At 41.1% G+C, this 16,953-nt stretch carries 14 protein-coding genes; 5 read left to right on the top strand and 9 right to left on the bottom strand.

Annotated elements, in window-relative coordinates; translation table 11 throughout:
* Nucleotides 1–44: 44 nt before the first annotated feature.
* From GL182_RS18855 to GL182_RS18820, 8 genes are all read right to left on the bottom strand, one after another.
* Nucleotides 45–866 (bottom strand): enoyl-ACP reductase, encoded by an 822-nt coding sequence (locus GL182_RS18855; protein WP_163381341.1) that lies wholly within the window; start codon nucleotides 864–866, stop codon nucleotides 45–47.
* Between the two features lie 105 nt (nucleotides 867–971).
* Nucleotides 972–2,624, bottom strand: a complete 1,653-nt coding sequence (gene recN, locus GL182_RS18850) for a DNA repair protein RecN (protein WP_163381340.1) — start codon at nucleotides 2,622–2,624, stop codon at nucleotides 972–974.
* 47 nt (nucleotides 2,625–2,671) lie between these two features.
* Nucleotides 2,672–3,586: a DUF4835 family protein gene (locus GL182_RS18845; RefSeq protein WP_410267133.1), complete on the bottom strand. Its 915-nt coding sequence runs from the start codon at nucleotides 3,584–3,586 to the stop codon at nucleotides 2,672–2,674.
* A 43-nt stretch (nucleotides 3,587–3,629) separates the two neighbouring features.
* The gene (gene coaBC / locus GL182_RS18840; protein WP_163381339.1) at nucleotides 3,630–4,847 is read right to left on the bottom strand and encodes a bifunctional phosphopantothenoylcysteine decarboxylase/phosphopantothenate--cysteine ligase CoaBC; all 1,218 of its coding nucleotides are present in this window, start codon (nucleotides 4,845–4,847) and stop codon (nucleotides 3,630–3,632) included.
* A gap of 1 nt (nucleotide 4,848) precedes the next feature.
* Nucleotides 4,849–5,163 (bottom strand): DNA-directed RNA polymerase subunit omega, encoded by a 315-nt coding sequence (locus tag GL182_RS18835; protein WP_163381338.1) that lies wholly within the window; start codon nucleotides 5,161–5,163, stop codon nucleotides 4,849–4,851.
* 15 nt (nucleotides 5,164–5,178) lie between these two features.
* Nucleotides 5,179–6,105, bottom strand: coding sequence for an outer membrane protein assembly factor BamD (locus GL182_RS18830; RefSeq protein WP_163381337.1), 927 nt, complete (start codon nucleotides 6,103–6,105; stop codon nucleotides 5,179–5,181).
* Nucleotides 6,106–6,170: 65 nt separating this feature from the next.
* On the bottom strand, nucleotides 6,171–6,845 hold the full coding sequence (locus GL182_RS18825; protein ID WP_240469892.1) for a T9SS type A sorting domain-containing protein: 675 nt from the start codon (nucleotides 6,843–6,845) through the stop codon (nucleotides 6,171–6,173).
* A 241-nt stretch (nucleotides 6,846–7,086) separates the two neighbouring features.
* Nucleotides 7,087–8,694, bottom strand: coding sequence for an OstA-like protein (locus tag GL182_RS18820; RefSeq protein ID WP_163381335.1), 1,608 nt, complete (start codon nucleotides 8,692–8,694; stop codon nucleotides 7,087–7,089).
* Nucleotides 8,695–8,743: 49 nt separating this feature from the next.
* Between GL182_RS18820 and tilS the strand changes: the two genes are divergently transcribed.
* From tilS to GL182_RS18795, 5 genes are all read left to right on the top strand, one after another.
* Nucleotides 8,744–10,069: a tRNA lysidine(34) synthetase TilS gene (gene tilS, locus GL182_RS18815; RefSeq protein ID WP_163381334.1), complete on the top strand. Its 1,326-nt coding sequence runs from the start codon at nucleotides 8,744–8,746 to the stop codon at nucleotides 10,067–10,069.
* Entirely contained in the window at nucleotides 10,066–10,587 is a 522-nt protein-coding gene (locus tag GL182_RS18810; protein ID WP_163381333.1) for a Crp/Fnr family transcriptional regulator, read from the top strand. The genes tilS and GL182_RS18810 overlap by 4 nt, the downstream gene beginning before the upstream one ends.
* 86 nt (nucleotides 10,588–10,673) lie before the next feature.
* On the top strand, nucleotides 10,674–11,612 hold the full coding sequence (gene mdh, locus GL182_RS18805) for a malate dehydrogenase (protein WP_163381332.1): 939 nt from the start codon (nucleotides 10,674–10,676) through the stop codon (nucleotides 11,610–11,612).
* Nucleotides 11,613–11,699: 87 nt separating this feature from the next.
* Nucleotides 11,700–14,420: a hypothetical protein gene (locus GL182_RS18800; RefSeq protein WP_163381331.1), complete on the top strand. Its 2,721-nt coding sequence runs from the start codon at nucleotides 11,700–11,702 to the stop codon at nucleotides 14,418–14,420.
* Nucleotides 14,421–14,455: 35 nt separating this feature from the next.
* Nucleotides 14,456–16,126 (top strand): mechanosensitive ion channel family protein, encoded by a 1,671-nt coding sequence (locus tag GL182_RS18795; protein WP_163381330.1) that lies wholly within the window; start codon nucleotides 14,456–14,458, stop codon nucleotides 16,124–16,126.
* Nucleotides 16,127–16,156: 30 nt separating this feature from the next.
* Here the strand turns inward: GL182_RS18795 and GL182_RS18790 are convergent, their stop codons facing one another.
* On the bottom strand, nucleotides 16,157–16,918 hold the full coding sequence (locus tag GL182_RS18790) for a DeoR/GlpR family DNA-binding transcription regulator (protein WP_163381329.1): 762 nt from the start codon (nucleotides 16,916–16,918) through the stop codon (nucleotides 16,157–16,159).
* Between the last annotated feature and the right edge of the window lie 35 nt (nucleotides 16,919–16,953).

Below are 16,953 nucleotides of genomic sequence, written 5' to 3'. Positions count from 1 at the left end.
ACCAAGGGGCATTCTTATGTAAGATATTGAGTACTCCTAAAAGTCTACTTCCTCTTTTCCACAAAAATATCGATCAGTTCCTGCGTGATCCCGGTAGAAGAATATCCGCCATCATGAAAAAGGTTCTGCATGGTGACCATTCGGGTAAAATCCGAAAACAATGAAATGATGTATTCGGCACAGGATTCAGCAGAAGCATTTCCCAAAGGTGATGCCATATCAGCGAAGTCAAAGAAATCGTCAAAACCTCCGATTCCAGACCCGGCAGTAGTTTTCGTTGGCGATTGAGAAATGGTATTGACCCTTACCTTTTTCAGTTTTCCGTATCTTAGCCCATAATTTCTGGCGATGCTTTCCAAAAGCGCCTTTGCTTCTGACATGTCCGAATAAAACGGGAAAGCCCGCTGGGCAGCGATATAGCTCAGGCCAACAACAGAAGCCCATTCATTCAATATGTCTTTTTGCTCTGCTACCTGCAGCATTTTATGGAAGGAAACTGCCGAAACATCGTATGATTTCTGTACCCATTCGTAATTCAGGTCACCGTATGCCCTGCCTTTTCTTACATTGGGAGACATGCCGATAGAATGCAATAGAAAATCAAAATTACCCCCAAGGTATTCCCGGGCTTCGTCATACAGCTTTTCTATGTCCTCTACAGAAGTGGCATCAGCAGGGATGATAATCGTATCACAGGCCTCGGCCAATTCTTTTATGGCTCCCATTCTCATGGCTATAGGCGCATTGGTTAAGACAAATTTTGCACCTTGTTCTTTAGCCTTGAGAGCTGTTTGCCAGGCGATGGAATTTTCGTCCAATGCTCCTGTAATGATTCCTTTTTTACCTTTTAATAAATTTTCAGACATATTTTACTTTTAATTTTCTAACTTAAATTAAATAATATTCTTTAGAATTAGCTAATAATGATTGAAACTTTTTAAAAATAAGCAATTAAGCCAAATCCTGATTACTTAATTGTTTAATAATTCTTTGGCATTTTCGTAGGCGGTAGCAGAAGGATTAGATCCGGAAATCATCTTGGCAATTTCCAGTAGCCTTTCTTCAGCATCCAATAATTTAATTTTACTAACGGTTCTTTTAGCACTATTGTCCTTGAAAATAAAATAATGTTTTTCCCCTTTTGCGGCTACCTGAGGAAGATGGCTGATGCACATGACCTGGTGATTTTCTGCAATTTTTTGCATCATGCGGACCATCTGTAAGGCTACTTCTCCAGAAACACCTGTATCGATTTCATCGAAAATCAGGGTAGGTAGAGCCATTTTATCTGCCATCACAAATTTGATGGCAAACATCAACCTGGAAAATTCCCCACCTGAGGCTACCTGGCCGATCGGTTGAGCGGGAACACCTTTATTGGCTGAAAATAAAATATCGATTTCATCTATTCCGGATTCATTGGCCGGTACTTCCTTTCTAAGGATTTCAACTTTGGCATTTTCCATGCCTAATTGTGCGAGCAATTGTTGAATCTCCTTACTGAAATCGTTAAAAACCGCCATTCTTTTTTTAGACAGCTGCTGTCCTGAAATATACAGGGCTTTCTCTGCTGTATCTAATTCATTTTTCTTATCGGCCAGTTCCTCTTCCAAATGATCTGCTCGGAATACTTTATCAGCAAGGCTGGAGGCAAGATCAATCAATGCTTCATCGGATTGAACGCCATGTTTTTTTTGGAGTTGGTAAATTTTACTTAATCTTTCCCTTACCCATTCAGCCTTTTCAAAATCCACCTCTATCCCTTGTTCCTCTGCAGACAGACTGTCCAAAATGTCCTTTAATTCTATCAGCAGGCTCTGAAACCTTTGTTCCAACTCTTCAAAAGTTTCCCCAAATTTGGAAAGGAAATTAAAATGTTGTTTTGCAGATCCCAGCAGCTGCATGGCTCCCATCTGCTCATTATCCAATAATCCCAAAGCTTCCAATGCCTTTGCCTTGATTTCTTCTGCATGGTTCAGGATCTCCTCCTCCGCTTCCAACTGCTCCTGTTCCCCCCTGGTAAGGTTTAATGAACTCAATTCCTCCAGCTGAAACTGATTGTAATCCGCCTCTTGCTGAAGACCAATCATTTCCTTCTCCAGGGATCGGACCTTTTTCTGGAGAGCTATATATGCTTGAAATTGCTTCTTAAATTGTTGTTTTTCAACTTTAGTATCAGCGAATGCATCCAGCAGCGACAGTTGGTAAGAAGAAGCGCCCAGCAATAGGTTTTCATGCTGGGAATGTATGTCCATCAAGGTTTTTCCCAATACCTTTAGGGTGTCCAGTTTCACTGGAGTATCATTGATAAATGCCCTGGACTTACCTGAGGGAGAAATTTCCCTTCTGATGATACAAAAGGAGTCATAATCCAATTCTTCCTGCTCGAAAAATGGTTTTAACCCATAATTATCTACCTCAAAAACACCCTCTATGATACATTTGTTATCTTCATCATAAAGCGACTTGGTATCTGCTCTGTTGCCAAGCAACAAACCTACTGCACCTAGCATAATGGATTTTCCGGCCCCGGTTTCTCCTGTAATCATGTTCAGACCAGGACAGGGTTTCATTTCCAATTTCTCTATCAAAGCATAATTGGCGATGCTAAGGTTGGTTAACATGGTGCTTTGGTTTAATTTAGGATATCAAAATTAACCAAAAAAGAGGATTATCCTTTTAAAATGTCATTGTATTTTCTAGCATTGTTTGGATCAACCTTTAGTAAGGCAGCAACAGCTTCCTCCTTGATTTCCTGAGGGGCATTTTTGAGGATTTTACAAATCTCATCAGATTTGGCGTCAATAAAAGTAATGGTCAGAATGCTATTGGGTTGTGCCTGATTGGCTTCTTCTACGTTTTTAATTGCTTTTAGAATGTTTTTGTAACCTTCTTCCGGCTTGCTGGTGAGTAAGTCCAGTCCCTGCCTGTGGTAGAGATAATAAGCATCCCTGACCGGTACCAATACCTGAGAGTTGTATAAATCATTGGATAACCAGTATCGATTCCTTTTGTCTGAAGGATTCTGGTTCCAGCCAGGCCTGGATGATTGTTGTGCATTTGCTACAATATTGTTAGCTGTTTCATAAAAAGGGTTGCCTGCCCTAGGAGCAAAAGAGTCGTAGTCGAGTCCCAGAGCTATATAGGCATAATAGGCCAGAAGAGAAGTAATATTGTTCAAAAAGGAATATTGATTGAATTCTAAAGGCTGGGAATCCACATATTCAAAAGTCCAGTTTCTATCAGCAAAATTCAGCATCAGGCTCTCATAATTTGAACCATAAATGGGCCTAACTGTTTGAATCTGCACCGTGGCAGAAAATAGCCCTACCCGGGGCATATCATTGATGGTTACCAATAAATTACCTTTGATTCTTTCTTCGGGCCTAAACTCATCATCCGTCCAACTCCTGTTATTGAGAAACTGTTCAAAGGCCGTTTTCATTTGATCAAAGACATCCTGGTCCTGGGTTCTGGCCCTTTCACTGTTGATGGTTACGGTAAAATCAAGCTGTTGGGACAATGACCTGAATGGGGTAATCAGGGTAAGGTATAAAGTACAAATGATCAGGGAACGTACCATCATTTAGGTATTTTTTGGGCGAGGACTACTACGGTTATAAACGTTTTCATTTATTTTCTGTTGCACCCAACAGGGTTTCTAATTTATCCAGAATGATTTTGGCCAGTTCCTCCTTGGCCATAACCGGAGTTTTTATTTCCTCCCCATTTTTCAAAATAAGGGTAGCCTTATTGGTGTCCTTCTGAAAGCCTGCTTCCGGGTCTAGCAAGGTGTTCAGCACGATGAAGTCCAGGTTTTTACTTTTCAGTTTACTTTTAGCGCTTCCCGTTCCCTCATCCGTTTCCAGGGCAAAACCAATATGGTATTGTTTTTTTCCTTTTTTGTTTCCCAAATGTTTAGCGATATCCGGATTTTTCACTAGTGGGATGGTGAATGCCGAATCTTTTTTCTTGATTTTTTCCGTTTCCACTTTTTCCGGACGGTAATCTGCTACTGCTGCCGAAAAAATGCATACGTCTGTAAGTTCGTGGTAGCGTTTTGCTGCAGTGAACATGTCCTCTGCACTGGTGACATGGACTGTTTGTATGTTGGGATGTGCTGCTTTTAATGTTGTAGGGCCTAAAATCAGGGTGACCTCAGCTCCTCGCTTGGCTGCTTCTAGGGCCACGGAAATCCCCATTTTCCCGGAGGAGTGGTTGCTAAGGTAGCGCACCGGATCTATGGCCTCTTGTGTTGGTCCTGCGGTAATCATGATGTGTTTCCCTTTCAGCAGGGAGGTCGGCAATAAGAGGTCTTTTGCATGCTCCAAAATATCTTCCGGTTCAGCCATTCTACCCTGGCCTACCAATCCGCTAGCCAGATCTCCCGATGTAGCTTCCATAACAGTATGGCCAAAACTTCTAAGGGTATCCAGATTGGTCTTGACTGCGGCATGCTGGTACATGTCCAGGTCCATGGCAGGTACGGCAAGCACCGGACAGGTACAGGATAAATAGGTACAGCAAAGTAAATTATCACTTTGTCCGTGGGCCATTTTTGCCAGGGTATTGGCAGACAAAGGCGCAATGATCATCAGGTCTGCCCATTTCCCCAAATCCACATGATTGTTCCACTCACCGGTTTTTTTATCGAAAAAATCAATAAAAACAGGGTTTTTGGACAAAGTGGATAAGGTGAGGGGGGTAATAAAGTCCAAAGCAGAAGCCGTCATGATGACTTTGACTTCTGCTTTGGATTTTATCAATAATCGGATGAGATGTGCCACCTTGTAGGCTGCAATACCTCCGCTTACGCCAATCAGGATACGTTTGCCGGAAAGTGGCATTTTAAGATTCGCTTTCTTCTTCCGGATATCTGAACAAAACCTTGTCCTCCATGAATTCTTCCATAGCCAGGGTACTTGGCTTGGGCATCCTTTCGTAGAACTTGGAAATTTCAATTTGTTCCTTGTTTTCAAACACCTCTTCCAGGTTATCAACGGTGGAGGCAAATTCGGAAAGCTTATTGTTGAGCTCTTCCTTCATGGTAGAAGATATTTGCTTTGCCCTTTGTGATATCACGAAGATTGATTCGTAAAGATTGCCTGATTTTTCGGCTACTTTATCCAGATCCCTGGTGATAATTGATGGATTAACTGCCATGTTATATTTGTTTGTTTAATTTTCTACGTTTCGCAATGCCTCAGTGGCTGCTTGATTTCTTTCTTCTTCTTCCCGTATTCTCTGGGCTTCTGCCGAGCGAGCCTCATACTGTTCTTTTAAGCGGTAATGGGCCTCCAACTCAGTTTTTGTTTCAGACATGAGGTTATTCACCTTTTTCCCATATTGGCTGTCCGGATATTTCTGACCAAAATTCTGAGCAAAATCAATGGATTGATTCAGTCTTTCTTCCTTTTTGTCAAACACGCTTCTTTCTGCATAAGCTGCACTGACTTCTACCAATTTAAAAGCAAGTTCCTCGTTGTACTTGCTGTCTGGAAAAGACTTGGCAAAGTTTTGAAAATTAACGATACATGCCCTGTAAAACTCTCCGGGAAATAATCCGTCAGTCAACCGGTAATACATCTTGGATTCTTCAAAAGCCTTTTCCTCAAACCTTTTCTGAAGGTCGTCAATCATGGAGCTAGCTCTTTCGTAAGAGTCTGACTCAGGGTACCGGTTCATGAACAGCTGAATGGAATTGACGGCTTCCCTTGAGCTCCTTTGATCCAGGTTATAATCCGGAGAATCCAGGTAAAGGGAATAGGCGTGCATGAATAAAGCTTCTTCTGCTAAAGGGGATCGATTATAGGTATCGAAAAAGGTTTTAAAATAGCCGGCAGACTCGATAAATCTTTTGGTACGAAAATGGGCGTATGCATAATTGAATTCTGCTAACTCTGCTTTACCACTCCCTTTAATTACCGGCAAAACCCTGTCATATAAAATGATGGATTTGTTATAATCACCCTGATCGTAATACCGGTTGGCGGCTTCATAAAGCTCATCCCAGTTGGTACTTTTTTCCAATTTGTAAAATTCGCCACAACCGAAAGTAAGGGTTGAAACAAGGAGTAAAATAATATATGCTTGTGCTTTCATCATTAGGCCTGCAAATATAAGGGATTATTAATTGGTTATCAAGGCGGTTTGTCAACCACAGATAATACTTACCTTTTAACGTAGAGTTTCTTGGTAACAATATTTTTATTGTCGACAATCAACGTGTAAAAATAAGTTCCCGGGTTCAGGTCAGTCACCGGAATCAGCAAGGTCTCCTGACTTGCATCTAAATTGAAGTCATAGATTGGGTTACCAATAAAACTGTTGATAACCACCCGAACCTTGGCGTTGGGGTTTTTGATTTTATAGTCAAGTTGCGCGGTTCGCACACTTGGGTTAGGATAGATACTTCCCATATCCACATCTTTATGACTGATATTATCGGAGGGGTTCTCTCCGGCAACATTGTAGACACATTCGATAACAAACGCATCCCGGATATTGGAGGTGTTGAAGAAATGTAAATCAAATGTTCCCTTGGTAGCTGTAATCCCCAATTCAAATTCAATGTATAAATCGGTGAATATTTCTCCCGGAGCAAGGGTAAATTGGATGGGCGAAAGGTCTTCACGAGGATCAAAACATTCATCTCCCAGACAGATGAGTATGTTTTGGGAAGACCCTACATTTCCTCTCAAATACCGTAAGAAGTAGGTAGCACTTTCATTGGAATCGTTTTGAAGGATCAGGGATTTTCGTTGTGTAGTATTTACCTTCCCGCTAAACTCTACATTTTCACTTAATACACGCACCTGCCTGGCTTCAACTTGCTGCTGCGCCATGGTTAACAGAATGAATAGTATTGTGAAGAAAAATTTCATGTAAAGTTAAAATCGATAATTGTTAATTTTTGTTTTTCATTTCCTTTATATACGTATAAAAATAGCCATTTGGTTCCACTTTTTTACCATTACCGGGTTAAAAATTGTTAACATTTATAAAATTTTTTTTCAGGTCCTCCGTTGAGAAATATTTTAAAAAATATTGCTTTTCATAAAAATGTAATTTAAAGTACATTTAATATTAATTATCTATAAATTTTTGTATTTCGTCCTCGTCAGGCAAGGGAAGCCTAACGTCGGGTTCATCAAAAAAGCTGTATCGGTTTTTGTTCCGGTTTGCAGGCATTCTCCAGTCCCTGACCAAGGTCCTGCCTGGCCGTTCATCTCCCCTCCAGGTAAAACCCTTTAGTTGTTTCTGGTCTTCCTTGATTAAATGCGGGGGAATAAATGAGGCCTCTGGTTTTATGGAATGGCTTATTTTTTGCACTGCTCCTTCCTGAAATTGCATGATGATCCTCCCACAAAGCAATTGATTCAGGCCCTTGAAAGTCGTGTCATTTTCCAATGCGAAATACAGCGATTCCCCATTACCTTCTACATCCAGTTTGTCCATTTCTCCCTGTAGGAAATACCCGGTCATTTTCCGGCCTTTGATTTGGTTGAAATTATTGACGGTATCCTTTGTGATGGCAAAAGCATTGTCTATGAGTAATGCCTGATCAATTTCTTCATTGGCGATTAAAAAATTGATGCTATCTGCGGTGATTTGACTCTTATTGCTCCACAAGACAGGGTCTGAATAAAGGTAAACTGTAGAATCGGCATAAAGGTAAGCCATGGAGTCAGCTCTCCCGGCAAGATCCGATTTTAGCATGCGCATATTCGGATAGGCGAGCATGAATTTTTCTTCGGGTTTGTCGCCATCCTGTGTGATTAAGGTGTCAGCAATCATAAACAGGGTATCCTGCTCAAAATATTTCTGGATCAAAGCATTGCCATACACCTTGGAATATTGATCTGCCTCCCAGTACTTCCCTTCATCTCCGAAAACTTCCACATCCCTCTCTTTATTAAATATGCTTACATTTTCCTTTGCCTCATAATATTGGGCGCTTTCTTCATAATACAATATCTCCCCATAGATGATGCTATTTTCTGATTCCACGTCTCCGTCATAAAACCTAAAGATTTTATTTTCTGTATCATAAAAACTTCCTCTTTGGGCATTTAGTCTGGTGCCATCTTTGGATAAAATGTTGGTTAATTTTTCGGTTTCAGCAATTTTGGTGGTGGTATAATAAAATAGAATATTTGATTTCAAGGTGTAATCCGGATTGACCAAAGTCACCTCATCGGTAAAAGTGATTTTTTTTATCTGAGTTTCGTAAACACCATTCTCACTGGTAAGGGTGTTGGTGCTGTCTTTAACCATGCCGGAATTAAAATAATTGGCCACCCCCGATGCCCTGTTGTAGTCCAGGTAATCTGTATAAAGGGTGGTGCCTTCGTTGACCAGAATCACATTGTTTCGAAGTCGGGCCATTTGGCTATCACCATCATATTCGGCATATAGGCTGGTAGCCGTAATGGGATCTTCCTGGTCTTCGATTCGCACATTGCCGAAAAGTTTGGCTAGATTTTCCTGCCCATAAAAATGAGCAGAATCGCAATAAATAAGGGAATTTTGATGTTTCATGATAACATCATCCAGAAGTCGCTCAAAACCTTCTGCCCCCAAAAGTTCAGCCGCCTGAAGGATTTCCAAACGACTTTTTTCTTCCTGTGCATGCACCCCGAAAATGGGCATGGTCAGGCAAAAACTAAATAAAATAAATCTGATTGATGTCATCCGAATTGATTTCCGAGGCAAAATTAATATAAAATGGTATTTTTGATTTATGCTTCATAGATTTATCCATCATGTACGGGAAAATAATCTTTTGGATGTCCAAAAGCATTATCTTTTAGCAATCAGCGGAGGGATGGACAGTGTGGTACTGGCCCACTTGCTTCATTTAGGTGGGTTTAAATTCGATTTGGTTCATTGCAATTACCAGCTTAGGGGTCGGGAGAGCGAGCTGGATGAGGAATGGGTTCGCCGCCTGGCCAAGAAAATGAATGTCCCCATTCATGTAAATGTCCTGGATACGGATGCATACATGAAGACGCATGGGCTGTCTTTGCAAATGGCAGCGAGGGAACTGCGGTATGAATGGTTTGAACAATTACAAAAAGAAATGGGTACCTCTGGCGTACTGGTAGCACATCATGCAGATGACCAATTGGAGACGGTTTTACTCAATTTGCTCCGGGGAACGGGAATAGAAGGTGTGTATGGAATGTCCGAAAAGAGGGACTTCATTATCCGACCTCTGCTTCCTTTTAATAGATCTGAGATCCGGGAATTCCTTCAGGCTGAATCCCTTGACTGGAGGGAGGACAGCAGCAACCAAAAGACCTTGTACAAAAGGAATTTTGTACGGCATAAGGTATTACCCGTCTTATCAGATTTTGATCCCAGTGGTCCAGCCCTCATGCAATACAGTTTTGAGCGGATCAAAGATACAGGAAAAGCCTTTTTTTATTTTTTTGAGCAATGGCTAAAAGCCCGGATCCAACATGAGCCGCCTTTTGAGTATCTTGAGTATAAGGAGCTGGTAGATGTCCCCGGAAAGGCTTCCTTGTTGTTTTATTGGTTACGGCCAAAAGGGTTTGTTTATGCTCAGGTAGAAGATATTTTACTTGCTGTTCAGCAGGGAGAATCGGGAAAATGCTTCCTTTCCGGAAACTGGATACTGAACATTGACAGGGAATGCCTTATTTTAGGTAAAAAAAACATAGGGAACCCAACTTTCACCATAGAAGATCATGATATCTCCCTGGTGCTGAATGGGGATACAAATTACGATATTCTTCATTTAAAAGAGGATTGGAAGATTGATCGATCTTCAGAAAATGCCTTTCTGGATAGTCAGTTGCTTGATTTTCCATTAGTATTGAGAAATTGGCAGGAAGGGGACCGGTTTATGCCTTTGGGGATGAGGCAGTTCAAGAAAGTCAGTGACTTCCTGATAGATTTGAAGGTACCTCTGATTAAAAAAAAATCTATAAAGGTGCTTTGCTCAGGAGAGGCGATTGTTTGGGTGGTCGGATATAGAATTGATGATAGGTATAAAGTAACTTCTTCAACCCGGGAAGTGGTATATTTTAAGAAAAAAGTATGAATAAGTTAAACCCTTTCAGAAAGAAATACAGTGAATCCGAATTAAAGCAATTCGAGTTTTTAGGGAAAATCAGGTATTTTGAAGACCTTAATTTTGCTGAGTTGTCCAGGTTCCTTCCAGCGATACACCAGCGAAAATATGAAAGGAATGAAGTGGTGTTTTTCAGGAATGACCCCAGTCAGGCATTGTATATTTTAGAAAAAGGAGAAGTAACCCTGAATATCGATATCCGGTCAGATTTTGAAACCATCATTAAGGTAAGAGAAGGGTATGCTTTTGGAGAAAATTCCATGCTGGAGAACTCCAAAAGAATCTATACTGCCATAGTGAATACAGAGGAAGCGCTTTTATGGGTAATTCCCAATTATGCGATCCTGGATATTTTTAGAAATAACCAGAAAATAAGGGCCAAGATGATGACTTCCCTGGCAAGTTATTACAACCAAACCAATCACCAGCTATTTACTTCTTACAGGAACTCCTATGGTTTTTTTAACCTGGGTCAGATGTTTGAATAATTCAGGATATTACTTCATATAAAGCGCATTCTTTAATATCTTAGCGCAAGTTTTGAAAAATATTTAATCTAAACCGATTATAAAAAATGACAAAAGTAACCGTAGTCGGAGCCGGCAATGTAGGTGCAACATGCGCAGACGTACTGGCTTACCGAGAAATAGCCGAGGAAATAGTCCTGGTAGATATCAAAGAGGGAGTGGCTGAAGGAAAAGCACTGGATATTTGGCAAAAAGCCCCCATTAACGTGTACGATAGCAGGACTATTGGGAGTACCAATGATTATTCCAAAACGGCTGGATCTGACGTGGTGGTCATCACTTCGGGATTACCCAGAAAACCAGGGATGACCAGGGATGACCTCATAGAGACCAATGCCGGAATAGTAAAGACGGTTACTGAGAATGTGATCAAACACTCGCCAGATACGATCATCGTAGTGGTATCCAATCCCCTGGATGTAATGACCTATCAAGCCCATGTCACCTCAAAATTTCCTAAAACAAAGGTAATGGGAATGGCTGGGATTTTGGATACCGCCCGTTATAGGGCCTTCATTGCTGAGGAATTGAACATTTCTCCAAAGGAAATTCAGGCCATTTTAATGGGAGGCCATGGAGACACCATGGTGCCTCTTCCCAGGTATACTACCGTAGCCGGAATACCTGTGACAGAATTAATTTCCAAAGAGAAGCTGGATGCCATTATTGAGCGAACAAAATTTGGCGGCGGAGAATTGGTGAAATTGATGGGGACATCTGCCTGGTACGCCCCTGGCTCTGCAGCTGCTCAAATGGTAGAGTCTATTGTCAAAAATCAGAAAAGAGTCTTCCCAGTTTGTATCAAATTGGATGGGGAATATGGAATTGACGACTGTTACCTGGGAGTGCCTGTCATATTGGGTAAAAATGGCATCGAAAAGGTCATCGAGCTTGATTTGAATAAGGAGGAAAAAGCATTATTGGAGGTTTCAAGAACCCATGTCAAAGAGGTAATGTCTGTTCTGGATGGTTTAAGCAATAAATAAAATCCAGGTTTTGGCTAAATTTAAATCCCAACTTTTATCCGTTGGGATTTTTTTGTTGATTTGATTCCGGAACAAAAATAATATGCAGTGAACCAAATAAAATCCCTTCTGGTAATCCTGTTGATACTGGTTTTGGGCTTTGCAGTTTACCTGATCTTACATTCTGATTTATTGCAAAATAAATTAGAAGGTTCTGAAATGATACCCCCTGATGCAGTTATGGTTTACGAAACCAATGATCCGGTAGGCATGTGGAACACTGTCGTAGGTCAACCAGTCTGGGAAAAACTGCACCAGCTTCCTTTGCTCTCCGGGTTGGAGGCTCAATTAGTCCAGCTAGACAGTCTTACCGGCAAATCCGGTATACTTAATAGTTACCTCAAAGGTCAAGAGTTCAGGCTCTCCTTGCACCCTTTGGGTAGAGAAAACTTTGGGTTTATGGTGTCCATTGCCTTTAAAAACCGGGATTTTCTCGATTTTATCCAAAACTTTAATAATGAAAATCAGGGAGATCCTGTAAAAGTCAGAACCTACAGTGGAGTCAACCTTTTTGAATTGAATCTCGAAGAGGGGCAGAGGGTGTTCACCTATGCTATTTATAACAATGTATTGGTAGGTAGTTTTACCTCCTTTCTGGTAGAAGAAGGTATTCGCCATGCCAAGTCCGAGGAGTTGAAAAGCTATAAACAAACCTATCCTCATTTATTTCATGCAGGAGCTTCCCTCTCTCCAAAGGGTATCCTGAGGGTATCTGGAGATGCATTTTCTGGTTTGGTTAAAGAAATATCATCGGAAAAAAGCAATAAACTGGTTACAGATTTAAGTGCCAGCGACTTTTCGGCTAATCTTGTACCTTCATTTTCAGATGACAGAATCAGCTTTAATGGCGAACTGTATGTAGAAGGAGAACTCAAAGAAGTTCTTTCCAAGGATAGTGGCACAAGTGACATGCCTTTTTCTTCCCTTATCAGCAGAAGGACAGCACTTTTGTATCTGTATATGTTTTCTGATTTCCAGAATTTTAAGCTTATCCCCAATGCTTCCTTTTCTCCAGATCCCGTGATTTCAGCAGAAATTTCTGAAAACCCTGAAATCCAAAGCTTAGTCAATACCCTAACCGGAGAAGTGGCGCTGATCCTCGAAGAAAGGCTTATGGGGAATAACCCTGAACAGGTATTGCTTCTCGGAGTAGAAAATTCCAGGGAATCATTTAAAAGTTTGGAAAACTACATATTGGAAATGAATCAAAATGATTCAAGTAAAATATTCAGGGCTCACTTTTTGGGGTATGAAGTTATTCGTTTGGATATGAATGACTTTCCCTCTTACATTTTTAACGGGAATTTTACAGGGTTTTCAAAGAGCTACTTCGCTGTGGTTGCTGGCCGGCTGGTAGTGGCAAACAGTCTTAGAGCCATGAGAAATTTTCTTGAGGATATTTATTATGACAATACCTGGGGTAAATCTATGGTTTTTAATCAGGTGTTGAAGGAAAGCAAGAACGATGCTCCTGTACAGGTGTTCCTAAACAATGATCGGTTTTTCAACTTGCTTACACAAGCTAGCCAGCCCTCCTGGAGTTCGGTTTTTCAAAAATATGCTACCGTGTTTCGATCTTTGGAATGGATGAAGATCTACCTGAGGGAGAAGGGTGAATTGGATATTTTGTTTGATATTGAATTAGAGGAAAAGAGTGACAACGGGCAATTATTGCTGAGCGAATCTACCAGTACACAGTTTGATAAAAAGTTATTATACGGGCCTGCCGGCCTGGAAAATTTTAATGACAAGAGTACGGATTTCCTTGTGCAGGATGAAGATCTTTTTATCCACCTGATTACCGCTGAAGGGGAGCAGGTCTTTTCTCAGGCCATTTCCGAGGAAATCATCAGCGATGTTTTTCAAATTGATTATTACCAGAATGGGAAACTACAGCTGCTTTTTGCTACAGATCGTCAGATTTATGCCCTGGACAGGTATGGAAATTTCCTTCCGGGATATCCGATTCGTTTTGAGGAGGATCGACAAATAGCTCAGCTAAACGTATTGGATTATGACAACAACAGGAAATACAGGTTATTTGTCGCTGATCGGAGAGGGGATTTATTTGTATACAATGTATCCGGGGAATTACTGAAGGAGTGGGCTCCGAGGGAGTCTATCGAAGGGCCTTTGGCAGTAAAGCCTGCCCACCACAGGGTACCGGGTTTAGGGGACTTTATGGTGGCCATGCACAACAATGGCAGCCTCAGGCTTTACAACCGCAGGGGAGAAGTTAAGGAAGGGGGTACTGTCGTCCTCGGAGAAAGTATATCTACAGCTTATGGTATTGAAGAAGGGAGTGAAGAGGGCCTTTCAAAAATAGTTACGGTAAATGATGCCGGGGAAGTAGTCAAAGTAAATTTTAAAGGAGAATTGACTTACAGGAATCAATTGCTACGACCTGGGCGGCAAACCAGATTTGATTTGGTGAATGATCAGGTCGGGACAGATTATGTATGGGTGATTCAGGAATACAATGAGTTGAAAGTATTGAATCCTGATGAAAGTTTACTTTTTGTAACCAACATTCTTTCTGAGGAATTAGAGTATCGATTCTATTCCTTTGGTACAAGTAATAAAATATTCGTAGTCTTGGATAGGACACAGGATTTTGCATATTTGTACAACTATCAGGGGAAATTGATCAACCAAAAGCCGATAAGCGTGAGTGAAAACCTTTGGATAAGTTTTTCCGGGGGTAGAAATGAATATACACTGGTGACAGTTTATGAAAATGAGCTTCAGGAATACAAGATTCCATTTTAAGTTATTTTGATCAAGAAATTTTTATTTTGTCATTTATGAAACGTGAAATTTGTAAATTTTTAATTCCAGTTTTGATTTTATCTGTCCAGGTTGTGAGTGGTCAGGTATTGGATTCCGGGTATGCAACGTCTTTGGATACAGCCGACCATGAAAATTTTAGCTCTCCTTATCACACAACGTATACGTTTTTTTATAACCTGAATGAGCAGGATTACAATCCATCGATTGCTGCAGGGGCTTTGAACATGGCTGGCAGTGAGGGGCAGAATGCAGAAGCCCTGGCTGTCATGCTAAAACAAGTTTTTGATGGAAATGGGGTGTATGTCAAAATGAATGAAATCCCCAATAACCCCAATTTCAGCGATACGGTACGCAATGGAAAGCAAATCTATTTTTTTGATGAAATTATCCTCCCATCCGTCTATTTGGAAAAAGTGGGAAATCGATGGAGGTTTTCTGCTTCAACGGTTCAAAATATTAAAAGCCTTCACAAAGAGACTTATCCCTTGGGCACGGATAAATTATTGAATTTATTGCCCAAGATAGGGAGTCAGGTTTATTTCGGACTCCACCTTTGGCAGTTGGTCGGGATTTTCTTTTTAATATTACTGGTTTTTGCCAGTCACAAACTTTTTACATTCTTGGTGGACAGGGGCCTTTATTATGTTTTAATCAGGTCAGGGTACAAGAGAATTGCCAAACAGTACCTATTGCCTGTGGCCAGAATTGTCAGTATTTATTTGATCGTGCTGCTGTTGGATGTTTTTATCAGGGTCCTTCAATTACCCATTTATATTGTTTCCTGGATCACCTTGCTGCTGAATGCGATCAAGCCATTTATTGTTACGATTATCTTTTACAAGTTGGTAGACGTATTTTCAGGCTATATGGAGCGCATGGCCGAAAAGACTGCTTCTACCTTAGACGATCAGCTGGTTCCTCTGGTCCGAAAGACCCTTAAAGCCTTTGTGATCGTTATTGGTTCGCTTTTCATTTTGAAATATGGGTTGAGGATAGATATTGTGCCTTTTTTGACCGGGCTTTCTATTGGCGGTCTTGCTTTTGCCCTGGCTGCCCAGGATACTATCAAAAACTTTTTCGGATCGGTGATGATCTTCATAGACAAGCCCTTTCAGGTGGGCGATTGGATCACTAGTGGAGAGGTAGATGGCACCGTAGAAGAAGTTGGTTTCCGGTCCACCCGCGTCAGGACTTTCAGAAATTCCCTGATGTATATTCCCAATGGAAAAATTGCAGACGCCACTGTGGACAATCATGGATTACGGAAATACAGGAGGTTTTACAGCACCATAACAATTACCTATGATACGCCTCCGGAATTGATTGAGATTTTTGTGGATGGGCTTAGAAAGATCGTGCAGCAGCATCCCAAAACCAGGAAGGATTTTTATAATATTTACCTGAATAACCTTTCTTCCTACAGCCTGGACATCATGTTTTATGTGTTCTTTGAGGTGCCTAGCTGGCCTGAAGAACTAAAAGCGAGAGAGGATCTGATATTGGCAGCCATCCGGTTGGCCAATGGATTGGGCGTAAGGTTCGCCTTTCCTACCCAAACCTTACACATGGAAACATTTCCAGAGAAAAAGGGATTTACACCTGTTTATGAAGAAGGGAAGGCTTCCTACCAAAAACGGCTGGATCAATTTATACAAAGTGAGATCAAAGGAGAACAGCCTTCCTGAGAATTAGTTTGACCAGCTTCCTTTTACTGGCTATACCAATAGCACCTCTATACCCTTGTCTTCCAATAGGCTGACATAATGTTGTGATAAAGCTTTGTCTGAAATGATGGTGTCCACATCCTCCAGATGGGCAATTTTTCCAAAACTTTTTTTTCCAAACTTGCTGCTATCAGCCAGCACTATGGTTTTTTGTACAGAGCGGATCATCGTACTGTTAAGGTGTGCTTCCATCATATTTGAAGTAGTCAGCCCAAATTCAGAATCTATTCCATCCACACTGATAAAAAGCTTGCTGCAGGCAAAACTTTTGATCATGGTTTCAGCAAAGTGTCCAACCACAGAACTACTGCTTTTTCTAACCACTCCTCCCAATTGTACAACTTCAGCATGATGGAGATCCAGCAGGGCGATACTGACATTCATGGCTCCTGTGAGAATGGTTAGTGAAAGGTCTTTTGGAATGGCCTGGGCAAATGCAAGCACAGTGGTGCCGGAACCAATGATTATCGCATCGTTTTGCTTCAGTAGACTTACGGCTTTCAGGGCAATTGCTCTTTTTTGCTCTACCTGTACCAGCTGTTTTTCATCGACTGGTTTGTCAATTACATAAGGTGCCGCCGGTGTAGCACTACCATGCGACCGGAATAGCAACCCTTTGTCTTCCAGAATTTTGAGATCTTTTCTGACAGTCACCATGGTAACATTCATGGACTTACTAAGGGCAGCTACACTTACATAGCCGGCCGTTTTCAGCTGGTCCAGAATGTATTTATGTCTTTCGGCTATTACCATAAATCAATAATTTACTTAATAAAGGTAATAAAAAA

The organism is Cyclobacterium sp. SYSU L10401 (assembly GCF_010993705.1).
GTDB lineage: Bacteria > Bacteroidota > Bacteroidia > Cytophagales > Cyclobacteriaceae > Cyclobacterium.
The sequence above is the reverse complement of the archived record's forward strand: the minus strand, read 5'-3'. Positions and strand labels throughout refer to the sequence as shown.

Coding starts and splice junctions, on each gene's coding strand:
- GL182_RS18855 (WP_163381341.1), bottom strand. CDS start 866: ATGTCTGAAAATTTATTAAAAGGTAAAAAAGGAATCATTACAGGAGCA.
- recN (WP_163381340.1), bottom strand. CDS start 2,624: ATGTTAACCAACCTTAGCATCGCCAATTATGCTTTGATAGAGAAATTG.
- GL182_RS18845 (WP_410267133.1), bottom strand. CDS start 3,586: ATGATGGTACGTTCCCTGATCATTTGTACTTTATACCTTACCCTGATT.
- coaBC (WP_163381339.1), bottom strand. CDS start 4,847: ATGCCACTTTCCGGCAAACGTATCCTGATTGGCGTAAGCGGAGGTATT.
- GL182_RS18835 (WP_163381338.1), bottom strand. CDS start 5,163: ATGGCAGTTAATCCATCAATTATCACCAGGGATCTGGATAAAGTAGCC.
- GL182_RS18830 (WP_163381337.1), bottom strand. CDS start 6,105: ATGATGAAAGCACAAGCATATATTATTTTACTCCTTGTTTCAACCCTT.
- GL182_RS18825 (WP_240469892.1), bottom strand. CDS start 6,845: ATGGCGCAGCAGCAAGTTGAAGCCAGGCAGGTGCGTGTATTAAGTGAA.
- GL182_RS18820 (WP_163381335.1), bottom strand. CDS start 8,694: ATGACATCAATCAGATTTATTTTATTTAGTTTTTGCCTGACCATGCCC.
- tilS (WP_163381334.1), top strand. CDS start 8,744: ATGCTTCATAGATTTATCCATCATGTACGGGAAAATAATCTTTTGGAT.
- GL182_RS18810 (WP_163381333.1), top strand. CDS start 10,066: ATGAATAAGTTAAACCCTTTCAGAAAGAAATACAGTGAATCCGAATTA.
- mdh (WP_163381332.1), top strand. CDS start 10,674: ATGACAAAAGTAACCGTAGTCGGAGCCGGCAATGTAGGTGCAACATGC.
- GL182_RS18795 (WP_163381330.1), top strand. CDS start 14,456: ATGAAACGTGAAATTTGTAAATTTTTAATTCCAGTTTTGATTTTATCT.
- GL182_RS18790 (WP_163381329.1), bottom strand. CDS start 16,918: ATGGTAATAGCCGAAAGACATAAATACATTCTGGACCAGCTGAAAACG.